This window comes from Gimesia sp. (genome assembly GCF_040219335.1).
Taxonomy (GTDB): Bacteria; Planctomycetota; Planctomycetia; order Planctomycetales; family Planctomycetaceae; genus Gimesia.
The window spans coordinates 123,998-142,691 of the sequence record NZ_JAVJSQ010000029.1 but is presented as its reverse complement, the minus strand read 5'-3'; the positions used below and the strand labels follow the sequence as shown (position 1 = coordinate 142,691).

General features: G+C 53.6%; 15 protein-coding genes. 3 read left to right on the top strand and 12 right to left on the bottom strand.

The genetic code is table 11. From position 1 onward, the window contains the following. Positions 1-150 precede the first annotated feature (150 nt). Positions 151-471, top strand: a complete 321-nt coding sequence (locus RID21_RS22485; protein ID WP_350192794.1) for a Dabb family protein — start codon at positions 151-153, stop codon at positions 469-471. A gap of 19 nt (positions 472-490) precedes the next feature. Here the strand turns inward: RID21_RS22485 and RID21_RS22480 are convergent, their stop codons facing one another. From RID21_RS22480 to metE, 4 genes are all read right to left on the bottom strand, one after another. Then, on the bottom strand, positions 491-1,267 hold the full coding sequence (locus RID21_RS22480) for an ABC transporter ATP-binding protein (protein WP_350192792.1): 777 nt from the start codon (positions 1,265-1,267) through the stop codon (positions 491-493). A gap of 10 nt (positions 1,268-1,277) precedes the next feature. Continuing rightward, on the bottom strand, positions 1,278-2,318 hold the full coding sequence (locus RID21_RS22475; RefSeq protein ID WP_350192790.1) for a FecCD family ABC transporter permease: 1,041 nt from the start codon (positions 2,316-2,318) through the stop codon (positions 1,278-1,280). 21 nt (positions 2,319-2,339) lie between these two features. Next, entirely contained in the window at positions 2,340-3,380 is a 1,041-nt protein-coding gene (locus RID21_RS22470) for an ABC transporter substrate-binding protein (protein WP_350192788.1), read from the bottom strand. A 135-nt stretch (positions 3,381-3,515) separates the two neighbouring features. Next, on the bottom strand, positions 3,516-5,834 hold the full coding sequence (gene metE, locus RID21_RS22465) for a 5-methyltetrahydropteroyltriglutamate--homocysteine S-methyltransferase (RefSeq protein ID WP_350192786.1): 2,319 nt from the start codon (positions 5,832-5,834) through the stop codon (positions 3,516-3,518). Positions 5,835-6,006: 172 nt separating this feature from the next. Between metE and RID21_RS22460 the strand changes: the two genes are divergently transcribed. Continuing rightward, the gene (locus RID21_RS22460; protein WP_350192784.1) at positions 6,007-6,159 is read left to right on the top strand and encodes a hypothetical protein; all 153 of its coding nucleotides are present in this window, start codon (positions 6,007-6,009) and stop codon (positions 6,157-6,159) included. Between the two features lie 835 nt (positions 6,160-6,994). On the opposite strand, the gene RID21_RS22455 is transcribed toward RID21_RS22460, so the two are convergent. The 8 genes from RID21_RS22455 to hpnC form a co-directional block, all read right to left on the bottom strand. Continuing rightward, on the bottom strand, positions 6,995-7,297 hold the full coding sequence (locus RID21_RS22455; protein WP_350192782.1) for a hypothetical protein: 303 nt from the start codon (positions 7,295-7,297) through the stop codon (positions 6,995-6,997). Positions 7,298-7,493: 196 nt separating this feature from the next. Then, on the bottom strand, positions 7,494-7,742 hold the full coding sequence (locus tag RID21_RS22450; RefSeq protein WP_350192780.1) for a PF20097 family protein: 249 nt from the start codon (positions 7,740-7,742) through the stop codon (positions 7,494-7,496). Between the two features lie 141 nt (positions 7,743-7,883). Next, positions 7,884-8,309, bottom strand: a complete 426-nt coding sequence (locus RID21_RS22445) for a hypothetical protein (protein ID WP_350192778.1) — start codon at positions 8,307-8,309, stop codon at positions 7,884-7,886. A gap of 357 nt (positions 8,310-8,666) precedes the next feature. Continuing rightward, positions 8,667-9,179, bottom strand: coding sequence for a carboxypeptidase-like regulatory domain-containing protein (locus RID21_RS22440; protein WP_350192776.1), 513 nt, complete (start codon positions 9,177-9,179; stop codon positions 8,667-8,669). A gap of 110 nt (positions 9,180-9,289) precedes the next feature. Beyond that, positions 9,290-10,276, bottom strand: a complete 987-nt coding sequence (locus RID21_RS22435; RefSeq protein ID WP_149341813.1) for a DUF1559 domain-containing protein — start codon at positions 10,274-10,276, stop codon at positions 9,290-9,292. Positions 10,277-11,180: 904 nt separating this feature from the next. After that, entirely contained in the window at positions 11,181-12,260 is a 1,080-nt protein-coding gene (locus RID21_RS22430; protein ID WP_350192774.1) for a ribonucleotide-diphosphate reductase subunit beta, read from the bottom strand. Positions 12,261-12,332: 72 nt separating this feature from the next. Beyond that, the gene (locus tag RID21_RS22425; RefSeq protein ID WP_350192772.1) at positions 12,333-15,185 is read right to left on the bottom strand and encodes a ribonucleoside-diphosphate reductase subunit alpha; all 2,853 of its coding nucleotides are present in this window, start codon (positions 15,183-15,185) and stop codon (positions 12,333-12,335) included. An 811-nt stretch (positions 15,186-15,996) separates the two neighbouring features. Next, positions 15,997-16,965: a squalene synthase HpnC gene (gene hpnC / locus RID21_RS22420; RefSeq protein ID WP_350192770.1), complete on the bottom strand. Its 969-nt coding sequence runs from the start codon at positions 16,963-16,965 to the stop codon at positions 15,997-15,999. A 314-nt stretch (positions 16,966-17,279) separates the two neighbouring features. Between hpnC and der the strand changes: the two genes are divergently transcribed. Beyond that, complete coding sequence (gene der / locus RID21_RS22415; RefSeq protein ID WP_155364005.1) at positions 17,280-18,680, top strand: ribosome biogenesis GTPase Der; 1,401 nt, start codon at positions 17,280-17,282, stop codon at positions 18,678-18,680. The last annotated feature ends 14 nt before the right edge of the window (positions 18,681-18,694 follow it).

The following is an 18,694-nucleotide window of genomic DNA, read 5'->3' as shown; positions in this document are numbered from 1 at the left end:
TCCAAAATTCATTCACTCTCGGTACCGGTGACATTTACCCCCGTTTTTGAGAAGATAGGAAGATTGAATCCGGGCAGGACCGCCTTGCTCGCACCTAACATCATTCTATTTCTACACTTAGAACACTAGAAAACCCGCAAAGGAACCCCCATGGCAGACACACAACTGGCTCATATGGTCTATTTCACCCTCAATGACGGCTCTCCCGAAGCGATCCAGACCATGGTGGACGCCTGTCATAAATATCTCAAAGACCATCCCGGCGTCGTCTATTTTTCCGCCGGCCAGCGTGGCCCCGAGTTCCAGCGGGAAGTGAATAATCAGGAATTTCACGTCGCGCTGAACGTGGTTTTCGACAACAAGGAATCGCACGATATCTACCAGACCGCTCCCGATCACCTGAAATTCATCGAAGAGAACAAAGCCTCCTGGGCTAAAGTCCAGGTCTGTGACAGCTATGTCACCAGCTGATCTGTGACGTGCATCTCGCTCACAGCAGGGGAACCACCAGCGGCGTCTGGTATTCCGGATGGGGCACAACCTTGACCCGGGTCTGATAGACCTCGCTCAAACGTGCTTCCGTTAATACCTCCGCCGCGGTTCCCAACGCAGCAATCTCGCCCCCGGCCAGCAGCACAATCTGGTCGGCAAAACAGCTGGCCAGATTCAGATCGTGAATGGTCAGCAGCACCGTCAACTCCCGCTCGTGTGCCAGATCGCGAATCAGTGACAGCACCTCCACCTGGTATTTCAGATCGAGGCCCGTTGTTGGCTCATCCAGGCAGAGCACCTTCGTCTGCTGCACCAGCGCCCGGGCAATCAGGGTCCGCCGCCATTCCCCGCCGGAGATCTCGGTAATCTTCTTCCCCCGCAGTTCTGTCAATCCAGTCTGCGCCAGCGCCGTTTCGACATGCTCCGCATCTTCTCCGCTAAACGGCTGCACCCAGCCTCGATGCGCCGAGCGTCCCAGTTGCACGGTTTCTTCAATTGTCATCGGCCACTGAGGCATCTCCAGCTGTGGTGCCAGTGCCAGTTTCTGGGCCATCTCCCGTCGAGACAGTCGCTGCACATCCTGTCCTTCCACCAGAATCGTCCCCTTCTGCACCACGATCAATTGAAACAGCGCACGCAGCAGCGTCGTCTTCCCCGACCCGTTGGGTCCCAGCAGCACCAGCACCTTACCCGGCTCCACTGCCAGTGATACCTGGTGCAGAACTTCCTGGTTGGGATAGCCGCACGTCACATTCTCCAGTTGAATTTCAGGCATGGGAGACCTTTCACATCGTCTGTCGGCCGCGGCTGATCAGCAGGAACAGAAAAAACGGACAGCCCATCAAGGCAGTCACCACACCCACCGGAATCTCCGTCGGCGCAATCACGGTCCGCGCCAGCGTGTCGGCAATCACCAGTAGTGTCGCCCCGAGTAACGCACTGCCCGGAATCAACAGTCCGTGTCTAGGGCCCAGAAGAATACGCGTCATGTGTGGTGCCATCAGTCCCAGAAAGCCGATCACCCCCGACACCGACACACAGGCCGCCGTACACAATGTGGCCGCCGCTAAAATCAATAACCGCACCTTGCCGCTCGGCAGCCCCAGTGACATCGCCGTCTCATCCCCGAATGACAACAGGTCCAATGGTCGCGACAACATCCATAACAGTCCGCCGCTCACCAGGATCACCGGACCGGCAATCGCAATTTCATTCCAGTGTCTGCCGGAAAAGCTCCCCAGCAGCCAGTTGAAAATGGTATTCAGCATCTCATGATTCAGAAACATGATCAGCGAAACCAGCGCTCCGGTAAAACTGCTGAGTGCCATCCCCGCCAGAATCAACGTCAACAGCGGCGCACTTCGTCCCAATTTACTGAGTGAGGCAATCACAAACACAGCCCCGACAATCAGCATCGCCCCGCCAAACGCCGCCAGGATCAGCCAGGGTACCTGACCGGTGCTCGTGATGACCGTCACACTTCCCGCCAGACAGAGCAAAGCCAGTGTCGCCCCCAACGCGGCACCGCTTGAAGCACCGATCACAAACGGATCGGCCAGCGGATTCCGAAACACTCCCTGAAACGCAGCGCCCGCAATCGCCAGCCCGGCACCGACACAAGCTGCCAGCACCACTCGCGGCAGGCGGATCTGCCATAAAATCGTCTCGATCTGCGCGCCGGCTGCGGCCCCTGTCAGACCCTGCCAGATCTCGGACAGCGACAACTTCACCGCACCAAAATGAATCCCCACCAGCAGCGCCAGCAGCAGCCCTCCCCAAAACGGGAGTATCCGCCAGACAGCAAAACGGGGTTGCGTGGGTCTCACCTGCAGAATCCACTCTCAAGCTTAAGGATGGGGAAATGCCTCAGGGTACAACGCCTGTGCCAGTTTTTGAAGTCCCTGCACCACCCGCGGACCGGGCCGGGAAATCACATCGTCTTCAATCAGATACACGCGTCCCTCTTTCACCGCAGCCATGTCCGACCACCCCGGACGTTGACGCAGCTTCTCAACCACCTCACGCGCGTCGCTGGGCCCCGCTTTCATCCGTGGTAGTACAATCACGTCCGGGTTGCGCAGAATCAGGGTCTCTTCACTCACCTGGGGATAAGCAGGTTCCACATCCGCAAACACATTCTCTCCCCCGGCCAGCGTGATCAACTCGCCGATAAACGAATGCGGGCCGGCGGTCATCAACGGCTGATCCCAGACCCGGTAAAAAACTTGGGGCCGCTCCTCTTTCTGAAACGGTTTGATCTGTTTCTGTACTCCAGCGATCTCATCCTTCAACCGGGCGATCAACTTTTGCCCCTGTCGAGAATGCCCGGTCGCCTGCCCGATTCCCAGCATCGCTTTTTCGATATCCGCTACCGACTGCGACTCCAGGGCCAGCACCGGAATCTTAAGTGTCTCCAGTTGCGCCGCCAGTTGCCGATGATAATCCCCGCCGGTTACTATCAGGTCCGGCTGTAACTCCACCAGCGCTTCCAGGCTGATGCTGCCCGGGTTCGCCAGCGCTATCTGTTTCAGTTCCTCTGTCTCCTGTGGATAATTGCACAGCGACGTGCAGCCCACCATCTGCTCACCCGCCCCCAGCGCAAACAGCGTCTCCGTATGCGAGGGAAGCAGCGAAATAATCCGCCGCGGCTGTTTCGCCAGCGTGACATCCCGCCCCTGGTAATCTTTCACCGTCACCGGGAACGACTGCGTCTCCGCAACAACGTCGACTGCAGCCTCTTCCGAAGCAGCCGGCAGCTCAGACGCAGGTGCCGGCACCCCCTGCTCTGTCTGTGATGCAACCGACCCCGCTTCCTGCGTACCACAACCCACCAACCAGGCCAGCATCAGTAACAACAGGATCAGTTTCAATTCGAATTGATGTTTCATATCAGTGTCTGTTTCTATTTCTTTTCGCGGGGAACAGCCCCACCAGTCCCTATCGTAGATCAGCCCGGAATGTCCGACAACGAACATTCCGCAGCTGACTACGTTTTCAGTCATCTTTTCCTATGAATCACACGTTCAGACGCGTGACAGCCACCGGGCCCGCAGCTGCTGTGCCGCCGCGACCATATTCTCCAGCGAAGGTTTGACTTCCTCCCATTTGCGGGTTTTCAGGCCGCAATCCGGATTCACCCACAACTGGCGGGGCTGCAATACTTCGAGGGCCTTCTCCAGCAGATACGCGATCGACTCCACCGTCGGTACCCGGGGCGAATGAATGTCATATACGCCGGGTCCGATTTCATTCGGATACTGATACTGCACGAACGCATCCAGCAGTTCCATGTTGCTCCGTGAAGTCTCAATCGAAATCACATCCGCGTCCAGAGCCCCGATCGCTTCGATGATATCGTTGAATTCCGAATAGCACATGTGCGTGTGGATCTGCGTTTCGTCTTCCACTCCCGCCGAGGCCAGCCGGAAACAGTCCACTGCCCACTGCAGATACGCGTCCCAGTCGGCTTTCCTGAGCGGCAGACCTTCGCGGATCGCCGGTTCATCAATCTGAATCACCCGGATGCCGCTCTCCTCGAGATCGAGCACTTCATCCCGAATCGCCAGCCCGATCTGCTGACAGGTCACGCTCCGTGGCTGATCGTCTCTGACAAACGACCATTGCAGAATCGTCACCGGACCGGTGAGCATTCCCTTCATCAGCTTCTCGGTGCAGGACTGCGCATAAGCAGTCCACTTCACGGTCATCGGCTCTTTTCGCAGCACATCACCAAAGATCACGGGCGGCTTCACACAGCGTGAGCCATAACTCTGCACCCAGCCATGCTTCGTCGCGATGAAGCCTTCCAGCTGTTCGCCGAAGTATTCGACCATGTCGTTGCGCTCCGCTTCGCCATGCACGAGCACATCCAGACCGATCTCTTCCTGGCAGCGAATATCACTGGCGATACAGTTCTTGAGAAACTCCTCATACGCCGCTTCCTGCAGTTCCCCTTTCTTGAACGCGGCCCGCGCCTTGCGGATGTCGTCGGTCTGCGGGAACGAACCGATAGTCGTCGTCGGAAATAAAGGCAGTTGCAGTTCATGCGTCTGGATCGTCTGCCGGTCCTGATAAGGAGACTGCCGTCGCAGCATCTCTTCCGTCACCCCGGCACAGCGATCCTTCACCTCCGCACGATGGACGCGTTCCGACTTGCGTCGGGATTCCATCTTTTCATCGTACCACGCCAGTTCCGCAGTCACCGAATTCCGTCCGCCATTGCTGGCTCGCGTGATCAGGTTGATCTCTTCCAGCTTCTGCTGCGCGTAAGCCAACCACTGGCGGATTTCCGGATCCAGCGCTGATTCCAGTGACAGATCGACGGGCGTATGCAGCAGCGAACAGGAAGGACCGATCAAAACGCGATCTGTCCCCAGCCGTTCCACGACGGTTTCCACCAGTGAAATCGAGCGGCTGACATCGTTCTTCCAGATGTTCCGGCCGTCGACGACTCCCAATGAAAGCGAAAGCTCTTCCGGCAGTTGGGCCAGTACGTCTTCCAGTTGTTCCGGTGCCCGCACCAGATCGATGTGCAGCGCTTCGACCGGCAACGACACCGCCGTCGACAGGTTCTCTTTCAGATCACCAAAATACGTGGCCAGCACAATTTTGAGCTGGTTTCCATTAATCGACAGCCGATCGTAGGCCCGTTGAAATGCCGCCTGCTGGGCCTCCGTCAGATCAAGCACCAGGCACGGTTCGTCAATCTGCACCCACTCCGCCCCGGCTGCCGCCAGTTCCGCAAGCACTTCCGCATACACGGGCAACAATGCATCGAGCAGACTTAAGGGATCGATATCCGCCTCCCAGGTCTTCCCCAACAGCAGAAACGAAACCGGCCCCAGCAGTACGGGACGCGTCTCGATTCCCAGCGCCTTCGCTTCCAGGTACTCCGTGATCGGCTTCCGCGAAGCGAGCTGGAACTGCAGATCCCCCTCAAACTCAGGGACCAGGTAATGGTAGTTCGTATCGAACCATTTGGTCATCTCCAGTGCCGCGACACCTTCGGTTGAGGCGGTCACCGACTGCCCCCCTTTGCCACCCCGCGCCATCGCGAAGTAGGTCGCCAGGTCAACTTCATCCCCTGACCAGTCAAACCGCCGGGGAATCGCACCGACCAGCGCCGCGGTATCCAACACTTGGTCGTAAAGCGAAAAATCGTTGGAGGGAATGTGCGCGATCCCCGCCTGCTGTTGTCGTTTCCAGTTAGTTTCACGCAGTTCACGACAGACATTGTGTAATTCCGCTTCCGAAATTTTTCCGGACCAGAATTTTTCAACGGCCCGTTTCAGTTCTCGTTGTGCGCCGATACGGGGAAATCCAAGATTGGTAGCAATAGCCATCTGCTGGCTCCTTTCAAAGTGTATTGATAAATATTGTGTTGGTATGCATTCCGCCACCGCGCGTACCGCGAGCGCACGTGACATCGGTGCGTACCGGCAGCGGCGACGTGTCTGTGAATTTTTTGAAAGCAGCGCGCACGTTGTGCGCAGACCTTCCCTGAGTTCACAGACCGTGAAAAAACAAAAAGCGATCGAGATCAGACACAGCACGCTGATCTTTGACGGAGCACTGCAGACAGGAACCACGCCGGCACGATTACCGGCGCAACCTCAAGGCGCGCAGGCAGAAACCGAACAGGGATCTGACGGGGTTTACAGGCATTAACACTCGCGCAGGATCGAACACGCAATCGAGAACGAGGGCCGCACACTCAACTCGCGGTGCGCGCAACAGCAGTGCCAGTCTTAGACCAGGCGCATGTCAGACTCTGCATCATCTGCGTCTCCAACCCGTCTGTATTCGGGCGAGACATACAGTCGGTCACACCAGTGGACGCGCTGCATGTAGAGAGTCATAGCTGTTTTCCTGTGAAAACGAAACAAAGCCAGGAAGTGAAACGAAGCGTTCAACGTTTCATCAATTCCAACGGACAGCGAGCTTAACAGTCGACACAAGATTCGTCAACTTGAAAATCAGTCAAAACGATCAGTCGGTGTGAGAACCGAATCTGACAAGAAGACACACGAAAGAGAAACTGGTTCCAGTCCAGATAGTACTGTCTCAAACAGTCGCTGCGATTTTCTGTGTATTGCTTGATCAATTTTATGAACCACGAAAGGCACGAAACACACGAAAATATTCTGTTCGCAGTACATTTACATTGGTGTCATATTTTAAGAGTCCCGCGCCTTGACTATCGAGCCAATTTGATTTCAACACCGAAGAGAGGGTAGGCCCGAATGCAATTCGGGCCGAGCGCAGCGAGCGGGAAACTGACAGTGAAGTCTCACGTTTTCAGAGCACCACTCCTCTGCGGACCAAAGTCGAATCGGTTTCTGCTTTCTCCATTGCCAGAGTGCTCTGAAAGTTTCCTGTTGTCTCCGACAACCCCGAATTACATTCGGGGGCACCCGGCGTTTTCTGTATTTTGATTGATCATTTGATGAACCACGAACGACACGAAAATCACGAAAAGCCTTTTTATGTCTTCTTGTTACTTTTACATCTCTTCATCCATTGTTTGCTGGGCCAATTCAACTCGCCGTGAGTGGTCTTTGTCAGCAATTAATTCTTTGATCCCTACACATACCGCCGTCCAACCGTATCGATTAGTGTAATCGTTTTTAAATTCATCAGATGACTGAAGATAGTGATGCCATTTTTCTAAATCGTATCCATAATTCTGCCCCGTCAATTCGCGAAGATAATGCAATGCTCTTCTCATTGCATCAATTCGATCTTCTTCTTTTGCCAAGTCGCTTGGCACCCCGCAGAGTGCACCTCCCAAATTCAAGACATACATTTGCAAACTTCTCATTCGCCCGAGACCATATGTCCGCATTACCGACCTCATAACTTATAGAATAATTATCAGAGCCCCCTTTTCTCTTCACCCTTTTATGTCTTCATACGCTTCAACACAACGTAATAAATAATCGCCAATAAAGGGGACAGAACAAATCTGTATCGCCTCTTTATTCAACCGTTTAGAAATCCACTCACTCCGCATACGACCGCAGCAGACCACACGCCGGGCAACAATAGGTTGTAATCTTTCTCGTTCCGGATTCGTCGACATGCACCGTCTTCGTTCTGTTCTTCACCTTCATCCCGAAAAAAGTGTCGCCTGCACTTTCGGGATCACCTGGATGCCACACCGTTTGCAGGGCCCCCAGGAAGGTATTATCCGGGACAAATCCTTTTTCCATCTCCGTTTCGCAGTCAGGGCACCGTGGTATTGTACTCATGAGAATCTCCAGTAAGTCATGTTGTTAAACAGGCCGACTGAAGTTGAACGCAAGCGGACCACCTTTAGATCAATGAAATTTTGAACGGAATATAAAAAAGTCAGGCCCCCCTTCACTGTTCTCCGGCTGTTTCGTGTTTGCTTACCCCTCATCCCGGGGCATGTAACCAATATCAAGGTCGCTCAGAAAGCCCTGCGGATACAACTCATGTAACTGATCTGAAAACAGTTTCAATAAAAATTCGGTCATTGTTAATTGGAAGTGAAATGCTTGATCACCTCGATCGGCAACAACCTCCCAAGTATCGGGATCTCCTGCGACCCACCAGTAAAATGTGCAACCCTGGTTGTACGCACCCCATGGCAATAAGCCCGGAAGAGTTGGGTAGACAGCAGGATTTATTTCAGGTTCCTCTGCGCATTTTTCCCAGGCTAATGCGATGTATTCCATTGAGAATGATGTCCCCCCGTCAGAAATCAAATCCAGGATATCCCAACTTGGATAACCATCTTCGGTAAATGCACCCACGGAATATTGATTTAGAAAATCGATATAATCGCGCGGCAATTGAACAGGATTACCATATTAAACATTCAATTGATCCTCGTAGCTAAACCTGGTTTTTCCTGTTGAAGGGGGAACTAATTTCATTAAATCCTGAATGGCATTTCTCAACAGTTTTCTCCTGACAATAATCTCTCACTAAGAACAGACATGCTGCTAAGCAACCTGTTTCAATAACGACCAGCCCCATCAGTCTACTACACTCATCCCCTGACAGCATCATGCAGTATCCAGAGTCTGTCATTTTCTCGCAGACGCGGTCGCGCATCAAAAAAGGGACCACCGGCCGGTGGTCCCTTTTAGAGGCATTCCATATTGTTGCAGACGAATCAGTCCCGGGTCACATTTGAGCCCCGCTGACTATTCATGATAAAACGACTGCGGGGGTTTGAATTTTGAGTCGAGTTGAAATTCGAATGTCGATTCCGGCGCTTTGACTGAGGCTGCCTGGATAATCGCATGTGGCTTGAACAGGTTATAGCCCGGCGGAATCTGTTCTTTCATCCCGACTCCACCTTGTTGAGAATCAGGAGGAATCGGAGATCCGTCCGGGAGGGTGATCTTCGAGAAGGTCACACCGTAGTCCCCGGGAGGGCATCCCGGATTCGAATGGTAGTCCGTCAAAGTAAACTTGCCCGCCTCATCGGTCAGGCCAAAAGCGCCATTCCCTTTCGTTCCGCTCGTGGGATGAAATTCCACCATGGCACCGACAAGCGGTTCTCCATCCATCGTCACGGATCCCGTAACAGGAATCATATCAGTGCCGGGACCGGTATCCGAACCGCCACAACCGGAAAGAGCAGTCAGCATTACCGCAAAAAGGATCGCGGTTCCTCGAGTCAATTGACGCATCGTATCTAAGCACGCGCTCATGTTGTTCCACCAGAGTAAGAAGAAGCAGGATTGAATAAGAGAAAAGAGTCTGATGCTCACGGATTTCCTCATCCGTAAGCATCAGACATATCGGAAAACAAATTCCCTGATCAGAATTCACCGAGTACCTGGCCGTCTTTGATTCTGGAGAGGCCGGTGCGGATAGAAGCATCGACGTTCTCGCTGAGAAAACGCACTGCACCATCGGCAAGCAGAATCATACAACCGCCGACATGGGCACTTCCGGGCATACTGTAAGATCCCAGTACGCCGGGACGTTCCGTCATTGGAGGAGTCCAGGAGCAACAGAGCCAGTAGTTGATTCCGCGGCTGTGACCCAGGTTGACGCCATTTCCTGCATAGACGCTACAGCCCCAGTAGTTACCGGTTCCATCCCGCACCTGACGAGTCGTTTCGCAGACCATGACGGTATTACTGGTCCCATCTTTGATCTTCGAGATATCAGAATCGGAATTCTCCCCGAAGAGCGCTCTTGTGGTAGCTCCTTCATTTCGCCACAACGCCCAGGGGCCCGTACCGGAGGTGACACTGAACCCATAGTTGGTCATGGCACTTCCCGAGACACCACAGCCGTAGTTGGGAGACACGGCATTGTAGGTCTGGTTGTTGTCATCACTCGGACAATTGAAAACAGCGATGACCTTTTTCGTCAGCTCCATATTCGCGGTGATGTCTGCAGACGCGCCCATCACGGTTCCCGCACTGTTCGAAGACCATCCGCTAAATGTACTGTTGCGCTGGGCGGCACTGAAGTTGAACTGATTATAGAGTGCAGTCTGTTCAATATAGGGCAGCAGCAGCGTCCAGCCTGTTTGATTCAGGATCGCATCTCCGGCCTGCGTCCAGACCATGGCATTGTTGGCACTCGAGTAGGGAAACTTGCTGTGAGCATCGTGATAATTGTGCAACGCCAGTCCAAGCTGCTTCATATTGTTCTTACAGGTGGAACGGCGGGCGGCTTCGCGCGCCTGCTGTACGGCAGGCAGCAGCAATGCAATCAAAATAGCGATAATTGCAATTACCACCAGCAGTTCAATCAGAGTAAAACCCTTCTTGTTGTGTATGGTCCTCGACATCAAATAACTCCCTCTTAAAATTCATAGGTTTAGAGATAAATCCACAGGATTAGAAAGTACAGAAGCTTAATATGTGTGCTGGATTAGTTTCGTGATGATGATAATGAGAAGGATTCTCACAAACGGAGGTCTATAGCGTATTGGAGGGTCACTTATTGGAGGGAAAACAGATCGTTTATTTTAATTATTTATTAAACTATGGTTAAGCCATTGATTCAATACTAAATCCTAAAATGAACATAAGTTCCCCGAATTAAAAGGGAGTCGCCAACAAAACTCTGCTGACTTCTGCCCCACCTTCTGAATCACCGTTTCTAGGAAAGAAAAAGGGGACTTGTAGAATGGCACAAGGAATTGTTTTCCAATAAGTAACTCTTGTTCTTGTCCTGATGTAGTAGTGGATGAAATGCAGCAGGAGGACATTCAACGTGAGGCTCGAAGAGAGGTCTTCAACGGGAGGGGACAGAGCACAATGTTCCAGCACACAGTAATGCAAAGCATGTGCCGTCACGGGTATCAAAAGGGGCAGTTAAATTTCTCAGCTTGCCGGACACCAGACATCGAGACACAACCTGTTATCCATGCTTTACTTAGGGGAACTTGTATTTCGTCGCCTCAGAATGGGCAGACTTTGAGACATTGGAGGAGAACTTCGTGAGTGCCATAACTTTTTGATGATTGCCAATTAATTTCGCACCAGAGATCAGCAGAATCATAGGACGGTGAACTCTCTAATACACGCGGTTATCGCCAGCTGCGTTAGCTTCTTTCTTTCGAATTGCCACAGACAAAACGCTTAGTTGAGAGCCTCCCTTCCGTTTCTCCCAACACTTCACACGCATCAAAAAAGGGACCACCGGCTGGTGGTCCCTTCGAGGGTGCATTCCATTTTGTCGCGAACGAATCAGTCCCAGCTCAGTGATCCTGAGCTCTGGTATTCGGTCACGCGGGTTTCGAAGAAGTTCTTTTCCTTCGAAAGATCCATGGTTTCACTCATCCACGGGAACGGATTCGAAGAACCGTACTGGGCGGGCAGACCGATGCGTTCCAGACGACGGTCAGCAATGTGCTGCACGTATTCGCGGAACAGATCGCCGTTCAGTCCCAGAATCCCGGTGGGCAGACAGTCTTTAGCGTACTCGATTTCGAGTTCGGCTGCGTACTTGACGCGTTCGATAATGGTCTGCTGGAACTCGGGAGTCCAGACTTCCGGGTTTTCCTGCTTGATGCCGTTGATCAGGTCGATCCCGAAGTTCAGGTGAATGGTTTCATCCCGCAGGATGTACTGGAACTGTTCGCCAATTCCGGTCATCATGTTGCGGCGATGGAACGAGAGCACCATCACGAAACCGGTGTAGAAGAACAGTCCTTCCATGATCAGGTAGTAGCCGATCAGGTTCTTCAGAAATGCCTGAGTTCCTTCGAAGGAATCGGTGGAGAAATCAGGATCCAGAATTTCGGAAGTCAGTTCCATCTCCAGCTGATCTTTTTTGGCGATCGCAGGCACTTCGTGGTACATGTTGAAGACCTCAGACTCGTTGAGTCCCAGGCTTTCCACGATGTACAGGAAGGTATGCGAGTGCACGGCTTCTTCAAACGCCTGACGCAGCAGGTACTGACGGCACTCGGCGTTGGTCACATGCTTGAAGATCGCCAGCACGATGTTGTTGGCCACCAGGCTCTCTGCAGTCGCAAAGAAACCCAGGTTCCGCATGATCACAAACCGCTCGCCTTCGCTGAGCTTACTGGAACGCCACATTTCGATATCCTTGGTCATTCCGACTTCGGTGGGCATCCAGTGGTTGGCACAGCCATTCAGGTAATGTTCCCAGGCCCAGTGATACTTCAGCGGCATCAGCTGATTCACGTCGACCTGCGAGCAGTTAATCAGTCGTTTTTTATCCGCCTTGAAGCGGCCCGTGGGGGTATCTCCTACGGGAGTCAGTGAAGGAGAACCGGATGTATTGGAATTGAGAATTGTCATCATAACACCTCATTAAAATCCATTTGGAAAAGTAACATAAGCACAAAATTGGTCGCGAGAACAGACAGCCGATTACTGGCAAGCCTCACACTCGCCATCCTCCAGGTTACAGGATTGACCGGGAGTGACGATTGTTGCAGCAGTAGCACGTTCCACCTGGATGTCGCCGGAAGCACTGGCGTTCTTCATCCAGCGGGGCTGAATGCCGAACTTGTTGACGTCCACGGTCGATTTCTCAACCTGGGTGGCTGCCAGCGTTCGCAGGTAGTACGTAGTTTTCAGACCGCGTTCCCAGGCCAGCATGTACATTTCATGCAGCTTCTTCCCGGACGGTTCTGAGAGGTACAGGTTCAGTGACTGCCCCATGTCGATCCATTTCTGGCGATGGGCCGCACATTCGATGATCCATTTGGGTTCCACTTCGAATGACGTCAGGTAACGGGCCTTTACATCATCGGGAATCCGCTCAATTTCGACGACCGAACCATCATAGTACTTGAGAGCTTCCAGCATGTCGGCATCCCACAGGCCAAGCCCTTTCAGGTCGTCCACCAGTTGGCGGTTGACCTGGGTGAACTCACCAGACAGGTTGCTCTTCACATACAGGTGCTTGTAGGAAGGCTCTATCGACTGTGATACACCAATAATCGTGGAGATCGTTGCCGTAGGGGCAATCGCCATCACGTTACTGTTACGCATGCCGTTCGTCGCGATCGAATCACGAACACGCTGCCAGTCCAGACGGGTCTGACGATCCACGTCAATCGGCACGCCCCGCTCTTTCTCGTAGAGGTCGAGCGTATCGATCGGCAGCAGCCCCCGCTCCCACTTGGAACCGTGATAGGAACCATAGCGTCCCCGTTCTCCGGCGAGTTCGGACGAAGCCAGAATCGCGAAGTAGGAAATGGCTTCCATGCTGGCATCGGCGAATTCAACCGCCTGCATGCTGGCATAGCTGATTCCCTGGGCAAGCAGCGCGTCCTGGAAGCCCATCACGCCCAGACCGACGGGACGATGACGGGTGTTGGAGTTGCGTGCTTCGGCAGTCGGGTAGTAGTTGATGTCGATCACGTTGTCGAGCATCCGCATCGCGGTGCGAACCGTTTCTTCCAGCATGCCCAGGTCGAGCTGACCATCGACGATGTGCAGCTTGAGGTTGACGGAACCCAGGTTGCAGACCGCGGTCTCATCACGGGAGGTGTTGAGCAGAATCTCGGTACAGAGGTTACTGCTGTGAACCACGCCGGTATGATCCTGCGGAGAACGGATGTTGGACGGATCTTTCCAGGTAATCCAGGGATGACCGGTTTCGAACAGACGGGTCAACATCTTCCGCCACAGTTCGACGGCAGAGACCTTCCGGAACAGCTCAATCTCGCCGGTTTCGGTCATCTGCTCGTATTCGACATACCGTTTTTCGAAATCGTGACCGTAGAGGTCATGCAGATCGGGTACACTGTCCGGGCTGAACAGGGTCCATTCGGCGTCTTCGCGAACGCGACGCATAAACAGGTCGGGAATCCAGTTGGCGGTGTGCATGTCGTGAGTACGACGACGATCATCGCCGGTGTTCTTCCGCAGATCGAGGAACTCTTCGACATCCAGGTGCCAGGTTTCGAGGTAGGAGCAGACAGCCCCTTTCCGCTTGCCACCCTGGTTCACAGCCACTGCCGTATCGTTGACCACTTTCAGGAACGGAATCACGCCCTGGCTCTGGCCGTTGGTACCACTGATGTGCGAGTTGGTCGCCCGAATCTGAGTCCAGTCGTTCCCCAGTCCGCCGGCCCACTTGGAGAGCTTGGCGTTGTCGGAAACACACTTGAAGATATGATCCAGGTCGTCATCGACGGTCGACAGGTAACAGGAGCTCAACTGCGGGTGCAGTGTGGCGGAGTTGAACAGGGTCGGCGTCGCAGAGGTGAAGCGGAAGGTTGAAAGAATATTGTAGAACTCAATCGCCCGTCCGGTCGGATCGTCCTGCTCCTGGATTGCCAGGCCCATGGAAACACGCATCCAGAAATACTGAGGTGTTTCAATGCGACGGCCGCCAATGTGCAGCAGATAACGGTCGAAGATCGCCTGCAGTCCCAGGTACTGGAACAGGTGATCCCGCTTGGGCTCGAGGGCCAGAGCAATCCGGTTCAGATCAAAGCTGAGCAGATCGGGGCTCAGACGTTTGGCTTCGATGCCGTCGTTCAGGAACTGCTGAAACCGATCAACGTACAGCTGATTCAGCTCATTTACATCTGCGGGAGCATTACCCAGAGCGTCGTTGTAGATGATCTTCAGCATCAGGCGTGAAGCAACGGTATCGTAAGCAGGATCCCGTTCGATACGGGTCCGGGCTGCCAGAATCATGGCGCGATACAGTTCTTCTACCGAAATACCATCGAAGATGGAACGCATGACTTCTTCCAGCAGGTCTTCTGCTGAGCAGTCCCCTTCCAGGCCGCGACAGGCTTCCGACAGGCGGGCCAGAATTCGTGATTCGTCAAAGGGAACTTTCGTGCCGTCTTTGAGGACCACGTGGAAACGAGGTGCGGAAGACTTGACGGTATCTGCATCGTCTTCCAGCTCTGAGGCACCACGCAGGGCTCGCAGTTTGGCGCGTTCAGCACGATAGACGATGTAGCGACGGGCGATCCGGTAGTGCCCGCGACGCATCAGCATCATCTCGACGACGTCCTGAATCTTTTCGACTTCAATGCCTTCATCACTGCTGGCTGCTGAAGAAATTTCGTTGGCCACTGTCTCGACCATCTCCGGAATTTCCATCCGGATTTCATCATCGAGTGGCTGATTTTCCGCGAGATTCAGTTCTGCACGAAAAGCGTTGGAGATTGCTCGACCGATCAACGAAGCATCAAACGGAGCTTTGCGGCCCCCGCGCTTCCTGACGATCCATTCTGTTTGCGCTCGAATCATTCGATTGCCTCCTTAAAATGGAATGCTAAAAATCCGGCTGTGTCCATGCCGACAGCAGCTTAGGTGTATCCAAAAGATGTGTGGTGAGATGATCTGCAGTGACACCCCCAGTGACACTACATGAAGTGCTCTCGCTTCCGAATGCCAGAAAAGGCACAACAGACAAGACAGGAAACGTAAAGAGAATGGAGCAGGCAGGCAGCATTTACGCATTGCATGAACTGGCAACTCCGTTTGCTCTTACAGAACCCTCACTGATCTGAAATTCAATTTCTGAACAATAACCGCATGTGAGAGTCGAGGCTCCAGCAAGTCTCTGTCAGACAGGTTTTTCGAGTCATCAGCAGACACGTTGCGCACTCTGAAAAGCGACAAAAACGCGGCCCGCAACGATCCGGAGATTTACCATCCCAAGGCTTGTGAAAACCAACTTCTTTTTGACCCAGAACGGAACAGCTGTGTACTGTTTCGTCTGTGTCACTCACTCATAACACCCAATATAGTGTGTATATTTCAGTAGTCAATACTAAATGTTGGACATCGTCCAAAGATGTCAAGAATCATTAACCAGACTCATCAAAAGCCTGTATTTGTAGAAATTACACACAAATTTCATTCAAATCCAACCCCGAACTCACGAAAAAAATCAAAAGAATCTTTTCCGAATCCGCCCATCGTCAAACTCACCGATCCCCTTGCATCTTGCAAAATGAGACCAGCTTAAAAGAGGGCAAACGGGGCGAACTCACCATTCTTCATCAGAACTTAATCCCCACTGAATTTGCAGGAACGCAACGGCTGAACCAGGAACCTAACGTCCCAACAACCCCCACCGCCGGGCGAGACTCTGCATCAACAGGCCGAAGAACTCCCCCTTGGAGACCACCGGTCGTGTTTTCCAGACGTTGAACTGCACGCCTTCCACATGATCCAGGATCCTCAAGCCTCCCCGCGCGAACAGATCGATATCCACCTGCAGACGGCCCGGCAGGCGGGGCACCAAAGGTAATCCGTCCCGCAGATATTTACGCGCCCGTTCGACCTCAAACGCCAGCAGACACTGAAAGGCAGAGTTAAATTCACGGTTCTCTAACTGCTCCCGGGTATAACCGAACTGACGTCGATCCTCCGCGGGCAGATAGATGCGGCCGATCTCATAATCCCGGGCCACATCCTGCCAGAAATTCGCGAGTTGCAGGCCAGTGCAGATCGAATCGGACCACGCCAGGTTCTCCTCGGTCACCGATCGGCACAGATGCAGGACCAGTCGTCCCACCGGATTGGCACTTCGCTGGCAGTACTCCAGCAGTTGTGCGAAGGTCTCGTATTCCTGTACCCGCTGATCCTGTTCGAACGCCTGAATCAGATCATCAAAGGCCTGCTGCGGCAGATCGAACTCAACAATCGTCGGCGTCAACGCAATGAAGACCGGGTGCAGTTTGACCGTCTCTGAGCCATGCTGTTGTCCTGCCTGAAGCAGTCCGGCGTAACAGGCCTCAAGCTGCGACCGCCACCAGCTGAGCAGTGCCAGCGATCGCTCTGCCCCTTCGATTTCATCCCCCAGATCATCGGCCCAGCGGCAGAAGGCATACACGTTGAAGAAGTGCGTACGTAACTCGCGCGGCAGCACCCAGGAGACGACGGGGAAATTCTCGTAATGCCCCAGCGCGACCCGCCGACAGTAGGCCTGTGCCTCCGACAGGGAAACAGGAGCATCCGTCCCCTCAAAATAGGCCGAATCCGGTCCCCAGGCTGCTAATTCGTGCTCAAATACCGTCATTTAGCCGGAAGTTCCCAAACGCAGGGCTCCAGTTGATTAACAATCGCCGGTCAACTGGATAACCTGTAGAAATATGACTCAGCCGCTATAATATGCGAACCGCAGGCTGTGGTTCGCCGAGCTCTGTTTGTGACCGCCCGGTCCCCTCACCGGCTTGAATGTCAGCAGCAATCAGCTCCGATTTGACAGGCGCTTCACCGTTTCCCCCTGCCAGCTTTCAGGGATACAGCCCCGACAGCGGGAAATCAAGCGAGTGAACCGGCTCCCGTCGAATTCAAACTGAAAACGATTCCTTTGGATAATATAGATTCATCATGGCCATACCCAAAATTGCCATCGTCGGCCGCCCGAATGTAGGCAAAAGCTCAATCTTTAACTGGATCGCCGGACACCGGATCGCGATTGTCGATCCGACCGCCGGCGTAACCCGCGATCGCGTCACGTACCTCGTACATGAAAAAGAACGCTACTTCGAACTCGTCGATACGGGGGGCATCGGCATTACCGACAGCGACGATCTGTCGGAAGACATTGAACGCCAGATCCAGGTCGGCATCGACGAAGCAGACCTGATCCTGTTTGTCGTGGATGGTTCCATGGGCCTGGCCCACCTGGATGAAGAAGTCGCCCAGCGGCTCCGTTCAATCGAAAAGCCCAAGATCCTCTGCGTCAACAAATGCGATTCCACCCGCACCGATGACGAAGCGGCCCAGTTTTTTGGCCTGACCAAAGCGCCCGTCGTGCTCACCAGCGTCAAAGGGAACCGCAACCGGAATGAACTGATCAACACAATTCTGGATAACCTCCCCCCGGCTGAAGAGTTTGAAGAATCGGAAGGCGAACATCTCTCCAATCCACCCGAACTCAAAATCGCCATCGTCGGTCGGCGGAATGTCGGGAAAAGTACCTTCATCAACGCCCTGGCCGAGTCAGAACGCATGATCGTCAGCGAAGTCGCCGGTACCACGCGGGACAGTGTCGACATCCGGTTTGAGTTCGACGACAAATCATTCCTGGCTATCGACACGCCGGGTGTGCGGAAACGCAAGAGTCTGGCGAATGATATCGAATTCTACGGCCTGACCCGGGCCAAACGCAGTATCCGCCGCGCCAATGTGGTACTGATGTTCTTCGATTCCCAGCAGACCATCTCCAAGGTCGACAAACAGCTGGTCGCGGAAATTGAAGAGAACCACAAGCCCTGTATTTTCGTCGTGAATAAATGGGACCTGGCCCGCGAAAGCAAAATGACATCGGAGAAGTGGGACGAATACCTGACCAGCCAGTTCCGCACCATGCGACACGCCCCGGTCGCCCTGGTGACCGCCCGCGATTCGAAAAACATCAAGCAGGTCGTCAACCTGGCACAGACGATCTACAAGCAGTCCCGCAAGCGGGTTTCCACCGGACGGCTCAACAAGGTCGTGCGGGCGGCGATTCAAAATAATCAGCCCCCCTACTCCAAGAACCGGCGTCCGAAAATCTTCTACGCCACCCAGGTCGCCACCGAACCGCCGACCATCGTTCTGAAGTGCAACGATTCGAAACTGTTCAGCGAGTCCTGGAAACGCTACCTCAGCGGCGTGCTGCGGGAAGAACTCCCCTTCAATGAGATCCCCATCAAGATCTACTACCGTTCCAAGGATCTCAAGGAAGACATCGGCCCCAGCCTGGATATGCGCGACGAACTGGAGGAAGACTTCGAACAGGAGTAGGCATTTTTCTGCTT

What these genes read in the sequence shown, in the direction of transcription:
- der (WP_155364005.1), top strand. Translation starts at nt 17,280, where the DNA reads ATGGCCATACCCAAAATTGCCATCGTCGGCCGCCCGAATGTAGGCAAA.
- RID21_RS22440 (WP_350192776.1), bottom strand. Translation starts at nt 9,179, where the DNA reads ATGAGCGCGTGCTTAGATACGATGCGTCAATTGACTCGAGGAACCGCG.
- RID21_RS22485 (WP_350192794.1), top strand. Translation starts at nt 151, where the DNA reads ATGGCAGACACACAACTGGCTCATATGGTCTATTTCACCCTCAATGAC.
- RID21_RS22470 (WP_350192788.1), bottom strand. Translation starts at nt 3,380, where the DNA reads ATGAAACATCAATTCGAATTGAAACTGATCCTGTTGTTACTGATGCTG.
- RID21_RS22450 (WP_350192780.1), bottom strand. Translation starts at nt 7,742, where the DNA reads ATGAGTACAATACCACGGTGCCCTGACTGCGAAACGGAGATGGAAAAA.
- hpnC (WP_350192770.1), bottom strand. Translation starts at nt 16,965, where the DNA reads ATGACGGTATTTGAGCACGAATTAGCAGCCTGGGGACCGGATTCGGCC.
- metE (WP_350192786.1), bottom strand. Translation starts at nt 5,834, where the DNA reads ATGGCTATTGCTACCAATCTTGGATTTCCCCGTATCGGCGCACAACGA.
- RID21_RS22425 (WP_350192772.1), bottom strand. Translation starts at nt 15,185, where the DNA reads ATGATTCGAGCGCAAACAGAATGGATCGTCAGGAAGCGCGGGGGCCGC.
- RID21_RS22455 (WP_350192782.1), bottom strand. Translation starts at nt 7,297, where the DNA reads ATGTATGTCTTGAATTTGGGAGGTGCACTCTGCGGGGTGCCAAGCGAC.
- RID21_RS22430 (WP_350192774.1), bottom strand. Translation starts at nt 12,260, where the DNA reads ATGACAATTCTCAATTCCAATACATCCGGTTCTCCTTCACTGACTCCC.
- RID21_RS22480 (WP_350192792.1), bottom strand. Translation starts at nt 1,267, where the DNA reads ATGCCTGAAATTCAACTGGAGAATGTGACGTGCGGCTATCCCAACCAG.
- RID21_RS22435 (WP_149341813.1), bottom strand. Translation starts at nt 10,276, where the DNA reads ATGTCGAGGACCATACACAACAAGAAGGGTTTTACTCTGATTGAACTG.